This window comes from Vibrio sp. SALL6 (genome assembly GCF_002002385.1).
Taxonomy (GTDB): Bacteria; Pseudomonadota; Gammaproteobacteria; order Enterobacterales; family Vibrionaceae; genus Vibrio; species Vibrio parahaemolyticus.
In genome coordinates this window covers 217,616-235,703 of record NZ_MQVK01000020.1, presented here as the reverse complement: position 1 = coordinate 235,703, position 18,088 = coordinate 217,616, and the positions used below count along the sequence as shown (strand labels likewise).

Annotated in this window: 15 protein-coding genes; 3 read left to right on the top strand and 12 right to left on the bottom strand. The window is 44.4% G+C overall.

What is annotated here, in order from left to right; translation table 11 throughout:
- Positions 1–6: 6 nt before the first annotated feature.
- A complete protein-coding gene (gene ptsP, locus BIW15_RS13065) occupies positions 7–2,253 on the bottom strand; it encodes a phosphoenolpyruvate--protein phosphotransferase (RefSeq protein WP_025441313.1) in 2,247 nt (748 codons plus the stop codon).
- 2 nt (positions 2,254–2,255) lie between these two features.
- Positions 2,256–2,780: an RNA pyrophosphohydrolase gene (gene rppH / locus BIW15_RS13060; RefSeq protein ID WP_005457789.1), complete on the bottom strand. Its 525-nt coding sequence runs from the start codon at positions 2,778–2,780 to the stop codon at positions 2,256–2,258.
- A 618-nt stretch (positions 2,781–3,398) separates the two neighbouring features.
- Between rppH and mutH the strand changes: the two genes are divergently transcribed.
- Entirely contained in the window at positions 3,399–4,079 is a 681-nt protein-coding gene (gene mutH, locus BIW15_RS13050) for a DNA mismatch repair endonuclease MutH (RefSeq protein WP_005481789.1), read from the top strand.
- 14 nt (positions 4,080–4,093) lie between these two features.
- Here the strand turns inward: mutH and BIW15_RS13045 are convergent, their stop codons facing one another.
- Positions 4,094–4,405, bottom strand: coding sequence for a DUF6482 family protein (locus BIW15_RS13045; protein WP_005481791.1), 312 nt, complete (start codon positions 4,403–4,405; stop codon positions 4,094–4,096).
- Positions 4,406–4,561: 156 nt separating this feature from the next.
- Here BIW15_RS13045 and BIW15_RS13040 point away from each other — a divergent pair, with 156 nt between their 5' ends.
- Positions 4,562–5,596, top strand: a complete 1,035-nt coding sequence (locus BIW15_RS13040) for an NADP(H)-dependent aldo-keto reductase (RefSeq protein ID WP_069488685.1) — start codon at positions 4,562–4,564, stop codon at positions 5,594–5,596.
- 134 nt (positions 5,597–5,730) lie between these two features.
- On the opposite strand, the gene BIW15_RS13035 is transcribed toward BIW15_RS13040, so the two are convergent.
- From BIW15_RS13035 to xerD, 8 genes are all read right to left on the bottom strand, one after another.
- Positions 5,731–5,982, bottom strand: a complete 252-nt coding sequence (locus tag BIW15_RS13035) for a hypothetical protein (protein WP_005459410.1) — start codon at positions 5,980–5,982, stop codon at positions 5,731–5,733.
- A 509-nt stretch (positions 5,983–6,491) separates the two neighbouring features.
- The gene (gene vpsR / locus BIW15_RS13030; protein ID WP_005459408.1) at positions 6,492–7,826 is read right to left on the bottom strand and encodes a cyclic-di-GMP-binding transcriptional regulator VpsR; all 1,335 of its coding nucleotides are present in this window, start codon (positions 7,824–7,826) and stop codon (positions 6,492–6,494) included.
- 249 nt (positions 7,827–8,075) lie between these two features.
- Positions 8,076–9,593 carry a lysine--tRNA ligase gene (lysS, locus tag BIW15_RS13025; protein ID WP_005459407.1) on the bottom strand — a complete coding sequence of 506 codons (1,518 nt, stop codon included), beginning with the start codon at positions 9,591–9,593 and terminating at the stop codon, positions 8,076–8,078.
- A 34-nt stretch (positions 9,594–9,627) separates the two neighbouring features.
- Positions 9,628–10,726, bottom strand: a protein-coding gene (gene prfB, locus BIW15_RS13020) for a peptide chain release factor 2 (protein WP_097371395.1) whose coding sequence is annotated in 2 segments (ribosomal slippage) — positions 9,628–10,650 and positions 10,652–10,726 — 1,098 coding nt in all. Because the reading frame shifts where the segments join, the coding sequence is not laid out codon by codon here.
- A 397-nt stretch (positions 10,727–11,123) separates the two neighbouring features.
- Positions 11,124–11,903: a hypothetical protein gene (locus BIW15_RS13015; RefSeq protein WP_021487234.1), complete on the bottom strand. Its 780-nt coding sequence runs from the start codon at positions 11,901–11,903 to the stop codon at positions 11,124–11,126.
- A gap of 296 nt (positions 11,904–12,199) precedes the next feature.
- Positions 12,200–13,939: a single-stranded-DNA-specific exonuclease RecJ gene (gene recJ, locus BIW15_RS13010; RefSeq protein ID WP_005459404.1), complete on the bottom strand. Its 1,740-nt coding sequence runs from the start codon at positions 13,937–13,939 to the stop codon at positions 12,200–12,202.
- A gap of 45 nt (positions 13,940–13,984) precedes the next feature.
- Positions 13,985–14,773 carry a bifunctional protein-disulfide isomerase/oxidoreductase DsbC gene (dsbC, locus tag BIW15_RS13005; RefSeq protein WP_005497149.1) on the bottom strand — a complete coding sequence of 263 codons (789 nt, stop codon included), beginning with the start codon at positions 14,771–14,773 and terminating at the stop codon, positions 13,985–13,987.
- A 59-nt stretch (positions 14,774–14,832) separates the two neighbouring features.
- Positions 14,833–15,750 carry a site-specific tyrosine recombinase XerD gene (gene xerD / locus BIW15_RS13000; protein ID WP_077281140.1) on the bottom strand — a complete coding sequence of 306 codons (918 nt, stop codon included), beginning with the start codon at positions 15,748–15,750 and terminating at the stop codon, positions 14,833–14,835.
- A gap of 167 nt (positions 15,751–15,917) precedes the next feature.
- Here xerD and fldB point away from each other — a divergent pair, with 167 nt between their 5' ends.
- Complete coding sequence (gene fldB, locus BIW15_RS12995) at positions 15,918–16,436, top strand: flavodoxin FldB (protein ID WP_005479739.1); 519 nt, start codon at positions 15,918–15,920, stop codon at positions 16,434–16,436.
- Between the two features lie 90 nt (positions 16,437–16,526).
- Here fldB and brnQ read toward each other — a convergent pair whose 3' ends face one another.
- Positions 16,527–17,840: a branched-chain amino acid transport system II carrier protein gene (brnQ, locus tag BIW15_RS12990; protein ID WP_005459396.1), complete on the bottom strand. Its 1,314-nt coding sequence runs from the start codon at positions 17,838–17,840 to the stop codon at positions 16,527–16,529.
- Positions 17,841–18,088 lie beyond the last annotated feature (248 nt).

Here is an 18,088-nt window from a genome sequence, read left to right as displayed (position 1 = left end):
GATTACCTACTTTTTCCCTGCACGAACGAAGCCTGCAAAACCTTGTTGGATAAAGAAATCATGCATCATTTGATGAATCTCCTCTCCGTACGATTTTGTCATCGCCTGTTCCGCTAGTTTTTCTAGTTCCTGTTGTTGGCTATGACGAATCAAATACTTCACCTTAGCCACGTTAGATGTGTTCATACTTAAGCTGGTGTATCCCAACCCAAGTAATAAGAGCGCACCAAATGGATCACCGGCTAATTCACCGCAGATGCACACTGGCACATGATATTTATCGCACACGTCATGAATCTGTTTGAGTGCTAACAGCACTGCCGGATGCATGGATTCATAGACATCAGCAACGCGGGAATTGTTCCGATCCACCGCCAGTAAATACTGAGTTAAGTCGTTAGTACCAACAGAGACAAAATCCACTCGATGCGCGATGGCAGGAAGCAGATATACCATCGATGGTACTTCGATCATCACCCCGACCTTTGGAGCCTGGATACGCTCATCAAGCAAGACAACTTCGCTGTAGGCTTGGTTGATCAGCGTCATCGCATCATCCAGCTCTTTAATACCAGATACCATGGGTAACAAGATACTTAAATTACCACTTTCAGCACTGGCTCTTAGCATCGCACGCAATTGAATCAAAAAGATATCAGGATGATCTAACGTAAAGCGAATCCCGCGCCAACCTAAAAACGGATTGTCCTCTTCGATTGGCAGGTATGGCAATGGTTTATCACCACCGATGTCCAGAGTACGCATCACCACGCGTTGGTTCGAGTAGCTGTTTAATATTGCTCGATATTGATGATACTGCTCATCTTCCGATGGAAAGTGATGTTGAAGTAAAAATGCAATTTCAGTTCGATATAAACCGACACCATCGACGCCCGTATTAATGGCAATGTTGCTATCGGCACTGAGACCCGCATTCAGCATCACTTCAATGTGCTGGTTATCTAACGTTACGGCAGGTAACGCGAGATCTTTATTGACCATCGCGAAGAGCTCTGACTCTTCACTAACCAAACTGCGATACTCACGCAACAGCTGACGGTTGGGCTCTAGAAAAATCTCGCCCGTATAGCCATCAACGATGCCTAATTTGCCGTTAACCACATCCGTATTGATGTTAGCGCCCATAACGGCCGGCACACCCAATGCGCGCGAAAGAATTGCAGCGTGTGAGTTTGCGCCCCCTTCAAGCGAAACGACCGCTAATAAATGTTCTTTCGGCACCGATGCTAACAAAGTCGCAGTAAGCTCATTGGCCACTAAGATGATAGGACGATCGATGGCCGCATTCTCTTGCTCACTGTTGTGCAGAAAATACAGCAACCTTTGCCCCAACTCTCGGATATCTTGTGCTCGTTCACGCAAATAGACATCTGACATACGAGCAAAGCGGTTTGAATAAGTTTCGACTACCTGACGCAGCGCCCAATCCGCTCGATCGCCTTTTTCAATCTGTTTCTTAAGATCGCCGCGCAACATTGGATCATTGAGCAAGTGGGTAAACAAATCGAATATCGCTAACGCATCTTTATTGATTTCGCTGTCAAACTTTTTCCGCATCCGGCGGAAATCATTCAGCGCACGCTCAATCGCTACCAGCAGCAGCTCTTGCTCTCGCTCTTTATCCAGCGTGGAAGACGGGAATACGTCCGACAAACTCGGCTGCGTGTTGTCAAACCAAAACTCTCCGATGGCGACACCCGTTGATGCAGGCAAGCCTTTAAGAACCGTCGGTTTTGAGGCTAATTGCCAATGACCTAAACTTTGCGCGTGAGCGATGATCACGGCTAACTGTGCAGATAAGGTCACTAAGAAAGATTCTTCCATCTCACTAAACAATCGTGGCGTCTTTTGCTGAATGACTAATACACCTAATACTTGTTTGCGATGGATGATTGGAGTGGCGAGGAAAGAGTGATAAACCTGTTCACCAAGCTGCGGGAAGAATTTAAATTCAGGGTGTTTTGAGGCTTCTGCGAGGTTAAGAGGTTCTGCGCTGCGTTTAACGAGACCAACTAAACCTTCATTGAAATTAATGTGGATGCTATCGCCTTCAAAAATAAGGCCTTGAGTTGCCATCAACTCAAGGCGCTGCATTTCTTCGTTGGCGAGATAGATAGTACAGCACTCAGTGCGAAGGGCGGCACAAGTCTCTTTTACCAATATATCGAGTGCCAGATGCACATCATCGACTCTGGAGACTTTCTCAACTATTTCCCTTAGCTGGCTGAGCATGACTATCCTCTACGTTGTTGCTTTTTTCTTTTCCCTTTCGCTTTTCTCTCTCGAAAAGGCATGGCTAAAGATGCAAACTCTTTCATCGCTCGACGATAAACATCACGCTTGAAAGAAACAACTTGCCTAACTGGATACCAATAGCTCACCCAGCGCCAACCATCAAATTCAGGGGATTTCCCGCGCTGCATATTGATGCGCGATTCATCGCATTCCAATCGCAGCAGAAACCATTTCTGTTTTTGGCCGATACAAACAGGCTTGGAGTCCCAACGCACCAATCGCTTTGGTAGTTTATATCTTAACCAATGACGACTTGTTGCAATGATCTTAACGTCTTTTTTCGTTAATCCGACTTCTTCATACAACTCCCTGAACATCGCCTGTTCAGGTGTTTCACCTTCGTCAATCCCACCTTGTGGAAATTGCCATGAGTGTTGCCCGTATCGTTTAGCCCAGAAGACCTGACCATGGTTATTACATATCACAATACCAACATTCAGTCGGTAACCATCGCCATCTATCACTGGCTAACCTCTATGAATAATTTTTTATTACCGTGATTTTTCCACATATCCCCATTACTAGCAAACTTACTGATGTGATATGAGCAAGATTTATTACCTTTTCACCGTCATTGGATATCTTTTAATCAAATTAAAGTTTATCAACACAAGAGTGAGACATTGCCCACATTTATTCACCTTTTCTGTGAATAACTTTGTGAAGAATTCCATATCAACTCCGATTTTCAATCAAAAGCATTATTCTCTTACTCATCAATAAAAATAACGACCAATCATAACTCAATGATAAATATAAACTTAAAAACAAACCTGGAGATAAAACGATCTTGTAAATTCTGATGATCTTTTCACCAAACTCAGATCGGTCAAAGATCAACCGATCGGTTATTTATCCACACATTCATTCTCTAACTTCATGACATCTACATAAAATCAAGCCTAAAAACGTTTCAAAACCCCTGTTTATTCATCCAGCCCATCAGTAGATCCACTTATATGCACCTATATCTGTGGATAAGTTATGAATTGATCATTCTTAATCCATCTCGATGAAATCTTGGACAGTAGATTTTGTTGAAATTTGTTAGACTAGGATTTTTCCATTGTCATGCAGTTATTATGAAACCAGAACCACAATCAGAAGCGGAGTTAATGGAACGCGCTCACGATATTGCCGGACTCAGTTTTGCGGAATTAGCGGACGAAGCAGGGATGACCGTTCCAGAAAACCTCAAACGCGATAAAGGCTGGGTGGGACAATTGCTGGAATGGCATTTGGGCGCTCCTGCGGGTAGCAAACCTCAACAAGACTTTTCCAAACTTGGTATCGAGTTAAAGAGCATTCCAATTGGCTACAACGGACGACCGTTAGAAACTACATTTGTATGCGTTGCACCCTTAACTGGTGTTCAAGGACTGACATGGGAAACCAGCCATGTGCGCAATAAGCTCTCGCGTGTATTGTGGGTACCTGTGGAAGGTGAACGAGAAATCCCCCTTGCCGAGCGTCGTGTAGGGACACCTCTTATTTGGTCGCCAGATAAAGAAGAAGAGCAGATCTTACGAAATGACTGGGAAGAACTGATGGAAATGATCGTCTTTGGCAAATTTGATCAAATTTCAGCCAGACATGGCGAAGCGCTTCACTTGCGCCCAAAGGCCGCTAATGCCAAAGCACTAACTGAAGCCTATAGCTCCAACGGGAAACCAATGAAGACGCTACCACGAGGCTTTTACCTGCGAACACAATTCACCGAACAGATCTTACTGAAGCACTATATCAATGTGCAATCTGAGTAACTCATCTGTTCACTCTAATGGGTAACCAACGATAATTCGATATCACAGTAAGAGGCAGTACCCTCACTACCGCACTCATCGTAAGCGTTGTGTAACCGCAAATAAGCTTTGTCGATACCTAACCTGAGCAGCTCTTCTTTCACCAAATCTAAGGAACCAAAATGAAGCGGTTCCTCTCCATCTTTAATCGGCTCTAGCTGGTGCTTATATTCCACAGCTAGCAAATAGTCAGAGACATCGGAACACCCAATGACAAATACTTTGGGTAACGTATAGGTGTCTTTATGTTGACCATGTAGCCACATGTCCAGTTGATGCTTCTGCATAGTGCACCTCCTTCACAAGATCTTTTTAGTGTAGTTGGGGGATGAATACCTTTCGAGCCACACTTGCGCTTATACGTAAATGATTTGCGATAGCGACCAAAAATCCCATATATTGATGGATAACCTATTCAGTTGGCTATTTTTCAAGGAAGTGAAATGCAATACACCAAACTACCGCACTCATCACTCGAGATCAGTAAAATCTGCCTCGGCACTATGACTTTTGGTGAGCAAAATACCGAACAGGAAGCTTTTGAGCAGCTCGACTTTGCTGTCGAGCATGGGGTGAACTTCATTGATACCGCAGAGATGTACCCTGTTCCGCCAAAAGCAGAAACACAAGGCCTAACAGAACAATACATCGGCAACTGGCTGACAAAATCCGGCAAGCGAGAAAAAGTCGTTCTAGCGACAAAAGTGGCAGGGCCGCGCAATGTGCCTCACATCCGTGAAAACATGAGTTTAAATCGTCGCAATATCCATGATGCCATCGACTCTAGCCTTCAACGACTCCAAACCGATTACGTAGATTTGTACCAACTTCACTGGCCACAGCGTCAAACTAACTGCTTTGGCCAACTCAACTACCCTTACCCAGACAAGCAAGAAGAAGTGACGTTAATTGAAACCCTAGAAGCATTAACTGAACTGGTTAAGATGGGTAAAGTGCGTTACATCGGCGTATCTAACGAAACACCTTGGGGGGTGATGTCTTTGCTTCGTTTAGCGGAGAAGCATGATTTACCGCGTATCGTTTCAATTCAAAACCCATACAATCTACTCAACCGCAGCTTCGAAGTGGGTTTGTCTGAAATCAGCCATTATGAAGGTGTCCAACTGTTAGCGTATTCACCTCTGGCGTTTGGTTGTTTGAGTGGTAAATACTTACATGGCGCAAAACCAGAAGGTGCACGCTGTACTAAGTGGGAGCGTTTCGCTCGTTACTTCACGCCTCAAGGCGTCAAAGCGACAGAAGCATACGTGAACTTGGCGCGTGAGCATGGCCTAGATCCTGCGAAAATGGCATTGGCGTTCGTCAATCAACGTCCATTTGTCGCTTCCAATATTATCGGTGCGACCAACCTTGATCAACTTAAAGCCAACATTGACAGCATCGATATCAAGCTTAGTGATGAGCTGTTAACAGACATTCAAGCGATCGGTACTACCTACTCTAACCCATGTCCATAAAAGCAAACAGGCTGACCACATAGGTCAGCCTGTTAATAGCAGTTAGAACAAATCTATTTCGATATGCGTTTACAGCGTGTTGAGCTTTTAGGGTTAACTTAAAGCGTAATGTTGGAAGCTCAACACGCTATAGATTACGTCGGTATTCGCGCAGTTAGCACTCGACGAAGATGACGAACTCGACGTTCAACTTTAACCGCTTCAGGCACGCTGGTTTGCGTAACTCGCCCTTCACGATCTAAACCAATATCCCTTAATAAATGAACATTGGTCCATGGAACATCATGAGAACTGCGGCGCACGGTACGTTGCCATTCTCTCTCTTCACGTTTTAAATCCGCTTTAATAAGCAAAGTAGCCAATGTTAAGTAAATTGAGTGACGCATAATTTTTCTCCAATTAAACGATAAATTATCGACTGGGAAAAATAGTACGCAGAGACACAGAGAGATCTGTTGAAACTAAGCCGCTACTTTTCCGCAGCCTAGTAAACATAAATTAGGTTACGGATTAATTTTTATCTTGTGAGCCAGTGGTATCGTTAATATCCGATTTAAAAGCTATCGGAGATTTAGACATACGATCAGCGCAAGCAGTGGTGTTAACAACGTAATGTTTCATCTTGCGCCTCCTAGCTAAAAAAATAATCCGTGTGTGAAGTGATATAACTCAACGAGTTATGGCTAAATTGTAAGCGTTGATGAATATATATCAAACAATTTCTATGCTTTCGATAAAAAACAAATCAATACCCTGAAGATAAGTTGCATATGTTTTTTCATATAACATATTCATCTAGGGAATATATAAAACTTCGAGTTTTATAAATCAGAACGTATACAACGAAAAAGAGCGACCAGCAAGGTCGCTCTTTCAATTCGATTCACTCATTGAATTACATCGCTTGATCGGAAATCAAGTTGTGCTTATTCAGTAGTCGATACATGGTTGCACGCGACACACCAAGTTCTTTCGCCGCATTGGAAACTTGACCTGAGTGCGATTCCAACACGACCAATAACGCATCACGCTCACTCTTTTCGCGAATTGATTTCAAACTGCGTTTTGAATCATTACGTTGCGGCAAATCGAGATGATGCTCTTCAATCATCACGCTGTCAGACATCAACACCGCACGCTTAACTTGGTTCATCAACTCGCGAACATTACCAGGCCAGAAGTAACGAGTCAGAGCTTTCAAAGCGTCCTCTGAGAAACTTTTTGCTTGAGAGTTGTACTCTTTAGAGAACTCTTGCAGATAGAAGCGAGCTAGTAGTGCAATGTCACTCGCGCGCTCTTTCAAGCTTGGTACGTTGATACGAAGTACATTGATGTAATGGTACAACTCTTCGTTGAAATCGCCATCAATCAAGGCTTTTTCTACGTCTGACGAGTTAGCAGCAAGAATACGCACATTCACATTCTTCACACCTTCGCGCGTTTCAATCGTGCCCTCTTGCAAAAACCTTAACAGGTTCATTTGCTGGTCTTTCGAAATGGTCAGAATGTCATTAAACAACACAGTACCGCCATCTGCTTGTTCCAACAGACTTGGGCCCATCTCAGCATCCGCAGCAATACCAAAGACTTCCGCTTGGAAACGTTGCTCATTCAAAGCGCGGCAGTTAATCGACATAAAGGGCTTATGAGAACGGGAAGATACTTTGTGAATTGCACGAGCAACCGCTTCTTTACCAGTACCACTCTCACCAGAGATCAGAATACTCACGTCCGTAGGACCAATTCGCTTAACTTGATCGCGTAAGCGCTTCATCGGGATAGATTCGCCAATCAGCCCCATATCGAGGCTATTGCCAAAACTTGGCCAAACTTTTTTCTCTAGCTTGAGCATACCAAGTTGGTGGCCGATGGTACTCAACAGTTGGGCATCTGGGATTGGGGCAGTAAAAAAGTCGATACAGAAGTTAACGATGAACTGGCAGATGGTGTCTGTGCCGAGCTGAGACTCACGAATAAACGCCAACCAACGCACGTGCTTATGAGAACTCACTAAGTTTGCCAGACCATTCAAGCTAAACTCGTCATGGCTCAGGTCAACGATACCGATACAAGGCCCAATATCTTCCAATAACGTGTTAGCTTTGCGTAAGTCGCCTACTTGGTGACACTTCCAGCCAACTTGTTCCAGTACTGATAACCAAGGCTCATAAGTACCGCCAACTACCACAAGCGATCCCGGGATGGAATCCATCTTAAACTGCCCAGCCATTCTCTAACCCTTATTCTTTTGTTGATAGAAATTTCGCGCCACAAACCCATCTTTGCGAACGGGTAACATTATCGAGACTACGACGCTCGAAGTCTGTCTCAATATTAAGACTATGCAATAGATTGAGATTTGGCGAATACTTATTTGCATATGCCATCAAAATCAAAATGCAACCTATTGAATTTTAGGAAATTAAAGATACAAAAAAACCACCCGAAGGTGGTTTTTTTGTCATTGTTCAGCAAAGAATTACGCTTGTGGGCGCATTGCAGGGAACAAGATCACGTCACGGATGGTGTGCGTGTTAGTTAGCAGCATAACTAGGCGGTCGATACCGATACCTTGACCTGCTGTTGGTGGTAGACCGTGTTCTAGTGCAGTGATGTAGTCTGCATCGTAGAACATCGCTTCGTCATCACCAGATTCTTTTGCTTCAACCTGTGCTTTAAAGCGCGCGTCTTGGTCTTCTGCATCGTTAAGCTCTGAGAAGCCGTTTGCTACTTCACGGCCACCGATGAAGAACTCAAAGCGGTCTGTGAAGAATGGGTTGTCATCGCTACGACGTGCCAGTGGAGAAATATCCGCTGGGTAGCCAGTGATGAACGTAGGCTGCATTAGTTTAGGTTCTGCAGTTTCACCGAAGATCTCTTCAAGAAGCTGACCACAAGTCCAGAAAGGTTCTACTTCAACGTGAACAGATTTCGCGATAGAAACCATTAGTTCGCGGTTTTGTAGATCTTCTTCCGTTAGCGCTTGGATTTGAGCGTGGTCTGGGTTGTAGTGTTTGATTGCTTCAAACATGCTCATGCGAGCGTACTTACCGCCAAACTCAACAGTATCTTCACCGTAAGGCATTGATGTTGAACCTAGAACTTCTAGTGCTACAGAGCTTAGTAGTTCTTCAGTGAAGTCCATTAGATCTTTGTAATCCGCGTACGCCATGTAGAATTCCATCATTGTGAATTCTGGGTTGTGACGTGGAGAAAGACCTTCGTTACGGAAGTTACGGTTGATTTCGAATACGCGATCAAAGCCACCAACAACTAGACGCTTCAGGTATAGCTCAGGCGCAATACGCAGGTACATTGGCATGTCTAGCGCGTTGTGATGCGTAATGAATGGGCGAGCACTTGCACCACCAGGGATCACGTGCATCATTGGCGTTTCAACTTCCATGAACTGTTTAGAGATCATGAAGTTACGAATTGCAGACATAACTTTAGAACGTACAACGAATGCATTACGAGAATCTTCGTTAACGATTAGGTCTACGTAACGCTGACGGTAACGCATTTCTTGGTCAGTCAGACCGTGGAACTTCTCAGGAAGTGGACGAAGTGCTTTTGTTAGCAACTCGTACTCTTCCATGTTCACGTATAGGTCGCCTTTACCAGATTTGTGTAGCGCACCTTTAACACCGATGATGTCGCCGATATCAAGACCTTGGTATTTCTCTTTCAGTTCTTTTTGAACTTCTTTGTCTGCGTAAGCTTGGATACGGCCAGATGTTTCTTGAATTACTAGGAATGGACCACGTTTTGCCATAATACGACCAGCGATCGCTACTACGTGGTTAAGCTCTTCTAGCTCTTCCTTAGTCTTTTCACCGAACTCTTTTTGAAGGTCGCCCGCTAGTGCGTCACGACGGAAGTCGTTTGGGTGGCCGTTTGCTTTGCAGCTCTTTCGGATTTCGTCCAGTTTAGCGCGGCGCTCAGCAATCAGCTTGTTTTCTTCTTGTACAGTTTCGTTTTGAACAGCATCAGTCATTTTCGATGTATCCTGTTTTTGTCGGTGAAAAGCTTTATAGGCCTGATTTCAGGCTAGCTTCAATAAATTTGTCCAGATCGCCATCAAGAACCGCTTGAGTATTACGGTTTTCAACGCCCGTACGGAGGTCTTTAATGCGTGAATCATCCAATACGTAAGAACGGATCTGGCTACCCCAGCCAATGTCAGACTTAGCGTCTTCATTAGCTTGTTTTTCCGCGTTTTGCTTTTGCAATTCAAGCTCAAATAGCTTCGCTCGAAGCTGTTTCATTGCCTGATCTTTGTTCTTATGTTGAGAACGGTCGTTTTGACACTGCACCACAGTATTCGTTGGTACGTGCGTAATACGTACCGCAGATTCAGTGGTGTTGACGTGCTGACCACCCGCACCTGACGCACGGTAAACGTCGATACGCAGATCAGCAGGGTTAATGTCGATAGCAATGTTTTCATCAATCTCTGGGTAGATGAACGCAGACGCAAAAGACGTATGACGACGGCCGCCTGAATCGAATGGCGATTTACGTACTAAACGGTGAACACCAGTTTCTGTACGTAGCCAACCGTAAGCGTAATCACCAGAGATACGAACCGTTGCAGATTTAAGACCCGCAACCTCACCTTCAGATACTTCGATTACTTCCGCCTTGAAGCCTTTCGCTTCTGCCCAGCGTAAGTACATGCGTAACATCATGTTGGTCCAGTCTTGCGCCTCAGTACCACCTGAACCTGCTTGCAAGTCAATGTAGCAATCAGAGCTATCGTGGTCACCAGAGAACATGCGGCGGAATTCTAGCTGCGCAAGCTTCTCTTCCAACTCTGCAAGTTCTGGTTCGATTTCATCAAACGTTTCTTGGTCTTGTTCTTCAACAGCCAGTTCAAGAAGACCATCAACATCTTCTACACCTTGCTCTAGTTGATCAATAGTTTCAACTACGGCTTCAAGTGATGCACGTTCTTTACCTAGTGCTTGTGCACGTTCAGGCTCGTTCCATACATCTGGCTGTTCAAGTTCTGCGTTGACTTCTTCTAGACGCTCTTTCTTCGCGTCATAGTCAAAGATACCCCCTCAGGACATTCGTGCGCTCAGACACGTCCTGAAGACGGTTTTTAATGGGATTGATTTCAAACATGTTTGCTCAACATTTTAGAATAGAATTTAACCGAGAAATTCTACTGAAAAATGTGACGGAGATACAGGAAAATTTCGGCTGAGAAATCAGATTACGATTAGAGAGAGCACGGTCATAAAATTTTACCCCCGCTTAAGGGCAACCGTACTCTATAGAGGGGCTGGAACCTTATTTTTACTAGTCACAACTTTTTAATAAAATGAGCAGTGAAGCGTTTACCTAAACAACATGCAAACGCTGGACAATAGGAAAAACACCTTAAAGAGCCCCATCGATCACGGCATCAAACATTACATTTACACGTGAAAAACTCATTTAACCTTAGTCATTAAAGTGAATGTATGCTTTAAAAATGCTAGCGCCTAGTCTACTTTACATTCAATTACGCAAAATTTTGCTAATAGTGTCGTTTTGTAAAACTAACGGAATCTTTACAAATCGAACCATCTTTAAGGTTAATACCTGCATAATTAACGGTATAAATTCCTGCTGGATACCACTCTGGAATTGTTAGAGTCCAACCTAACTCTTTTATAGGAATATCTGAAAGCTTAAACTCCTGTGGTGTATCAATTGTTAAAACTTCACCTGTTGGGAAGTTTAAGTATTTATACAGTTCATTAGACGTTACTAAGTTTAATGAACTAGCAGAAGTATCAAAATATAGTTTACCCCCATCCTTATTAATCTCATTCGATTGCGATGTGATCTTAACTTCACAGCGTTCTAAACTAACATCATTATCACCAACTAATAAGATTTCAAACTCTAGAATATCACCCCGACTGAATGGTCCCCCCAAATTAATATGAATACCATCATCGTCAAACCAAGAGTTTTTATAAATCCCAGCATCGTCTCGTAGTAGAGTTACACTTTCAACTTCACCTTGATAGCCTCGCAAAATGTAGCCATTAAAAGTTTTTTCTTCAATACCAAACTGATTATTATTGATGTATCTGATAGCAATTTTGTTGTTATCGATATTTATTTTTTCGTGATGCTGAACATTAAAGATATCTGAGTCCCCATCGACAACGGTAATAGTCTTAGGTTGACCAAAATTCTTTCCAGCATAATCTCGGTGGAACGTTACCGTTTGCCCCTCAAGGCCACCTATAGCATCGTAACTTAGAACACTTAATATAAGACTTAAAAAAGCTATGTTATTTTTCATATTCAACTCAAAACAATCAACAAAGTTTTACTATACACACAAAAAATAAGACTTTATTTTTTCATACAAATAAATGAGATCTTTTTTGTAAAATACGAAATTTAAATATAATTTATTAAAAATATGATTAGCTTGGTCGCCTTTAATATTAATTATACTGACTAACCATAAGGCAGAATTGTATCAGCAAAGTAATACCTTCATATCTCCGCAATCTAATTTCGAAAGAGCACGGTCATAAAATTTTACACCCGCTTAAGGGCAACCGTACTCTATATTTAAGAAAAGCTTAGGTATTACTTGGCTTCGATGTGATCAATCATCAGTTGCAATGATTGGTTACCACGAAATTCATTCACATCCAGCTTGTAAGCCAAACGTACAGTTTTGACCGATGCGTCAGGCCAACGGCGTAAATCGACGTTAAATGCAATTCCATCAATCATCACATTGGTCGGATGCCCTTTGTATAAAGGCTCCAACATCAGTTTAAGATGTTTTTCTCCCACCAATTTTTGGTGCAACACCTTAAACTCACCATCAAAGATTGGCTCAGGAAAAGCTTGTCCGAATGGCCCACCAGCGCGCAACTGCTCCGCAATGTGCATAGAAAACTCTTCCGGTTTTAACTCGCCATCAGTAAGAATCACGCCTTTTAGAGCCGCTTCGTCGAGCTCTTTTTTCACCACTTCATCGAATAAACGACTGAAACGCTCAAAATCTTGCTCTTTGATGGTTAAGCCTGCCGCCATCGCGTGACCGCCAAACTTGATGATCAAACCTGGATTTTGCGTATCGATGAAGTCCAACGCATCACGCATGTGTAATCCAGGAATCGAACGACAAGAACCCTTGATCGTCCCTTCACCACCGTCAGCAAAGGCAATGACTGGACGATGGAATTTCTCTTTGATACGCGAAGCGAGAATACCAATCACACCTTGGTGCCAATCGCGTTGGAACAGCGATAAGCCATATGGCAGCTCGCTGTTTTCGCCAAACTGCAAACGTTCACAAAACGCCATCGCTTCTTGCTTCATGCCTTCTTCAATCTCTTTACGAGTCTGATTGAGCCCATCAAGCTCACTGGCCATGCGACGTGCGGCGTGGATGTTGTTACACATCAGTAGCTCAACACCAAAAGACATGTCGTCTAAACGGCCAGCGGCATTAATGCGCGGCCCCAATGCAAAGCCGAAATCCGATGCCACCAAACGTCGCGCATCGCGTTTCGCCACTTCAATCAGTGCCTGAATACCTGGGCGCGCTTTCCCCGCACGAATGCGTTGCAAACCTTGATGCACCAGAATTCGGTTGTTCTCATCAAGCGGCACAACATCAGCGACAGTGCCCAGTGCGACAAGGTCGATCAGCTCCATCAGTTTCGGCTCTTGCATGCCTTGCTGAGCAAACCAGTTGTGTTTGCGCATGTGAACACACAACGCCATCATCAGATAGAACGCCACACCAACGCCAGCCAACGCTTTAGAAGGAAACGCACAACTGTCGAGGTTTGGGTTCACCATCGCATCCACTTCTGGCAGAACTTGTCCTGGCAAATGGTGGTCTGTCACCAATACGGTAATGCCATTCTCTTTGGCGTAGCGCACACCTTCAATCGACGATACGCCATTGTCGACCGTCATGATCATTTCTGCGCCAAGTTCCAATGCTTGATCGACCACCTCTGGGCTCAAACCGTAGCCATCTTCAAAGCGGTTCGGCACCAAGTAATCGACGTTATTGCTGCCAAGCATACGCAATGCCAATACAGAAAGAGCAGAACTCGTTGCGCCATCTGCGTCAAAGTCACCCACCACGATGATGCGTTTTTGCTCTTGAATCGCTTGGAACAACAACTCAACCGCCTGCTCAATGCCGCCAAGCTTTTGGTACGAATGCAATCCACGAGCAGAGGTTTCTAGCTGCGCGATGTCAGTAATACCGCGATTGATGTAAATGCGTTTTAAGATCGGAGGAATGGAATCTGGGAGAAGGGAAAGATCCGGTTCGGGACGTCGTTGAATTTCTATCATGCTTGAAAAGAGCCGACTATTGCGTCGGCTCTGCTCCTTAAAGGATTACAGTTGCTCTAAACGTTTCAGTAGTTCAGCTGGCGGTAAGTAACCACCAACCATCTCACCGTTTGGAAGGAAGATTGCAGGCGTACCTGAAATACCTAACTGACGACCAACGTTGTAGTGCGCTTGAATGGTCTCTTTACATTGCTCAAGATCTTTCGCTGGATTATCGAAAGTGCGGCTCACTTTCGCGTTATGCATCGCCGCTTTTGGATCTTCTGCACACCAAATCGTTGCCATTTGCTCAGCAACAGGCCCTGTCGCACCTTGGCGAGGGTAGGCCATGTAACGCACAGTAATACCTAGATCATTGTAGCCCTGCATTTGGTTATGCAGACGAACACAGTAGCCACAAGTGATGTCAGTAAATACCGTCACCACGTACTTTTCGTTGTCCGCTTTGTATTCGATCATGCTGTCTGCAAACTTGGCAATTTTCTCAGCATTCAAAGGCGCTTGGCGTTCTGCAAGTACGTCTTTGTAACCGCCGTTGTCATCAATCGCGTATAGTGTACCTGCAATAAAGTGATCGCCATTGTTTGACGCAAACAATATGCCGCCGTTGGTTTGAATTTCTAGCAGGCCCGCCACGTCTGAAGGTTGAATATCAATAATAGACAGACCTAGTTTCGAGAACTTTGCTTTTAGCGCCGCTTCATCAAAGTGTTGTTGCGCAGTTGGCGCAGCCTGTTGTGCAGGAGTTTCGGTTTTTGCCTGACTTTCTTCCGCACCACACGCGGTAATAAAGAATGGTAAAGTCAGCAGAGTTAGTCGGCGTAATACGCTCATTAAAGTCACCTTTAAATAAATTCTTTTCATCCAATCAAAGAGGATGAAGCAAGCCATCATTATGCTCTTGGGTGGTGTTGACTGTGGATCTGCTTCAATCGTTCAGTCGCCACGTGAGTATAAATTTGCGTGGTCGATAAGTCACTATGCCCTAGCAGCATCTGTACGACCCTGAGATCTGCGCCATAGTTCAATAAATGCGTTGCAAACGCGTGGCGTAAAACGTGCGGCGACAGCTGGTCGGTATCGATACCAGCAATGACAGCATAGTATTTGATACGATGCCAAAACGTCTGACGAGTCATTTGGCGTGCTCGTTTACTTGGGAATACCACATCGGAAGACGTATCTCCCAATAATGCAGGACGACCTTGCTGGATGAATGTTTCAATCCAATCGATCGCATTCTCCCCCATCGGCACCAAACGCTCCTTGCCACCTTTACCCGTCACACGCACGACGCCCTGACGTAAACTGATGTTTTCCATCGTCAGGCTGACGAGTTCTGTCACACGCAACCCTGTCGCGTACAACAACTCAAGCATGGCTTTATCGCGCAGTTCTACCGGATCATTCGGATCTGGCGCGTCCAAAAGTGCGTCCACTTGCTCTTCGCTGATGTCTTTCGGTAAGCGTTGTGGCAATTTCGGGCTGACCAACAAGGCACTTGGGTCATCGGCACGCACTTTTTCGCGGTGAAGATACTGAAACAAACGGCGAATGGCTGACAGCATACGAGCACGTGACGTCTGCTTGTAATCCAAATCCACCAGATACGTTTGGTATTCTTGAAGTCCAGACAAACTGATGAAATCGAGGCGGTAACGATGATGCTCCATCCAAGTGAGAAGCTTCATTAAGTCATTTCGGTACGAAGCCAGCGTATTCTCTGACAGACCGCGCTCCATCCACATTGTATCTAAGAACTGCTCAACAAGCGCAAAATCTTGTTGATTGACAGGCTGTTGTGCCGTCATTCACGCTTCCTTTTATTGTTCATCTATACCCAGTGAGAGTAAGACAGCGCCAGTGTGAATGCTATAAAAAATTGGCTCAGGTGGGGAATCTCACGATATTCGCTGCATTCCTAGGCAGTTTAAGGTTAAAATCCTCTGCAACAGCAACACAAAAAACGACGAATATAATGAAAATCGGACTCTTTTACGGCTCAACAACCTGCTACACCGAGATGGCAGCAGAGAAAATTCGCAACATTATTGGTGCAGACCTTGTCGATATTCACAATGTGAAAGAGACGCCGCTATCGCTGATGGCTGAATATGATTTATTGCTTCTAGGCATCTCGACTTGGGACTTTGGTGAGATCCAAGAAGATTGGAGCGCTATTTGGCAAGACATCGCGTCTACGCCGTTGAAAGGCAAAGTTGTGGCGCTATTTGGTCTTGGCGACCAAGAAGGCTACGGTGAATGGTACCTTGATGCCATGGGCCTACTGCACGATGAGTTAAAAGCAACCGGCGCCCAGTTTATCGGTTATTGGCCAAACGAAGGCTATGAGTTTGAAGCCTCTAAAGCGCTAACGGAAGATGGCAGCCAATTTGTTGGCTTAGCACTAGATGAAGACTCTCAATACGACTTGAGTGACGAGCGAATTGAAAAGTGGTGTGAACAAGTACTTGTGGAGTTCCACGATACGCTTTAAGCACCGACGCTTACGTTGATGCGAACCTGATACAAAAAAGCCCGATGAATCACTTCATCGGGCTTTTTCATTATTCAATTTCTAGCGTCTTTACGCCGCTTCTTCTCGTAGTTCTGGTTGAACAGATTTAGAGATGAAGAACATGCAGATGATAGCTGCCAGAGTAGGAAGAACCCAACCCATGCCCACTTCAAACAGCGGTAGTACGTTGAACGCAGATACATCCAAACCAGCAACTTTCGCTGCATCAACAAGTGCGAACAATAGTGATACTAGCAGTACCGCACGGTATGCAAAGCGAGGATTTGGCAGTTTGCTACGAACAAAGGTAAGAGCAACCAAAGCAATCGCCACTGGGTAAAGGGCAAACAGTACAGGTACAGAGAGCGAAATCAATTGCGCTAGACCAACGTTAGCAACTAGCGCACATACTGCACCGTTGATTAGAACCCACTGCTTGTATGACAGTGATGTCTTCGAGCTGAAGAAATCAGAACATGCTGAAATCAGACCGATAGCCGTTGTCAGACACGCTAACAATACAATCACAGAAAGAACGATTTGACCGTAAGGGCCAAACAATGCTTGAACGTACTGGCTTAGAATCAGACCACCGTTGTCTGCGCCCGCAGCAACTGTTGCACTGGTAGCGCCTAGGTAGAATAGCGAAATGTAAACAAATGCTAGACCAGCCGCAGCGATACAACCTGCAAAAATCAGGTACTTAGTCGTCGCAGAACGCTCCGTAATACCTTTGCCGCGCAGTGCATCCACCATCAACATACCAAACATCAACGATGCGAAAGTATCCATGGTGTTGTAGCCTTCAAGGAAGCCTTTGGTTAGTGGCTGAGTTAGGTACTCACCGCGTGCACCGATCATATCGCCTTGAGGATCTAGGAATACTGCAACAGCAAGAATGATCAAACCGACAAACAGCGCTGGAGTCAGCACTTTACCGATCAAGTCGATAAGACGGCCTTGGAACCAAGAGAACAGCATTGCAACCGCAAAAAAGATCACAGAGAACGCGGTAAGGTGCGCTTGAGAAGCTTCAACAAAGAATGGCTTCACGGCCATCTCGTAAGCTACTAGACCTGTACGAGGCGCTGCAAACGCAGGACCAATAATGATGAAGATAAGTGCTGCCATCAATACTGCTGCTTTTTTCGGAAGATCTTGAGTCAAGTGATCCCATGATCCACCTGCTACAGCAATAGCAACGATAGTAATAAGAGGTAGACCTACCGCTGTTAGCAAGAAACCGAACATCGCTGGCAATAGGTTTTCACCCGCGAGCTGACCCGCTAGAGGTGGAAAGATGATGTTGCCTGCACCTAAAAAGAACGCAAATAGCATAAAGCCTACTGCGACAATATCTGTTAGTTTTAACGTCTGCTTCACAGATAACCCTTTTCTTTATTTAATGAATGTTGTGTATGCATCGACCACTTTTTTGTATACCCAAAAGTTAATGAGTATCTGTGGTTCAATCTATAAAATTTTCGCCGCATAATGACGAAAGACTCATCATTTGGCAACCTTTAAGAAAAAAACACCATATTAATTTAGTTTTTAAACTTAAAAGCAGTGTATCTAACTAGATCAAAAGAACCGAACAGTTCTTTATCTCGATCAATTAACCATACAAT

What these genes read in the sequence shown, in the direction of transcription:
- BIW15_RS13040 (WP_069488685.1), top strand. Translation starts at nt 4,562, where the DNA reads ATGCAATACACCAAACTACCGCACTCATCACTCGAGATCAGTAAAATC.
- dsbC (WP_005497149.1), bottom strand. Translation starts at nt 14,773, where the DNA reads ATGAGCGTATTACGCCGACTAACTCTGCTGACTTTACCATTCTTTATT.
- BIW15_RS13015 (WP_021487234.1), bottom strand. Translation starts at nt 11,903, where the DNA reads ATGAAAAATAACATAGCTTTTTTAAGTCTTATATTAAGTGTTCTAAGT.
- fldB (WP_005479739.1), top strand. Translation starts at nt 15,918, where the DNA reads ATGAAAATCGGACTCTTTTACGGCTCAACAACCTGCTACACCGAGATG.
- BIW15_RS13045 (WP_005481791.1), bottom strand. Translation starts at nt 4,405, where the DNA reads ATGCAGAAGCATCAACTGGACATGTGGCTACATGGTCAACATAAAGAC.
- BIW15_RS13035 (WP_005459410.1), bottom strand. Translation starts at nt 5,982, where the DNA reads ATGCGTCACTCAATTTACTTAACATTGGCTACTTTGCTTATTAAAGCG.
- recJ (WP_005459404.1), bottom strand. Translation starts at nt 13,939, where the DNA reads ATGATAGAAATTCAACGACGTCCCGAACCGGATCTTTCCCTTCTCCCA.
- lysS (WP_005459407.1), bottom strand. Translation starts at nt 9,593, where the DNA reads ATGACTGATGCTGTTCAAAACGAAACTGTACAAGAAGAAAACAAGCTG.
- vpsR (WP_005459408.1), bottom strand. Translation starts at nt 7,826, where the DNA reads ATGGCTGGGCAGTTTAAGATGGATTCCATCCCGGGATCGCTTGTGGTA.
- xerD (WP_077281140.1), bottom strand. Translation starts at nt 15,750, where the DNA reads ATGACGGCACAACAGCCTGTCAATCAACAAGATTTTGCGCTTGTTGAG.
- mutH (WP_005481789.1), top strand. Translation starts at nt 3,399, where the DNA reads ATGAAACCAGAACCACAATCAGAAGCGGAGTTAATGGAACGCGCTCAC.
- ptsP (WP_025441313.1), bottom strand. Translation starts at nt 2,253, where the DNA reads ATGCTCAGCCAGCTAAGGGAAATAGTTGAGAAAGTCTCCAGAGTCGAT.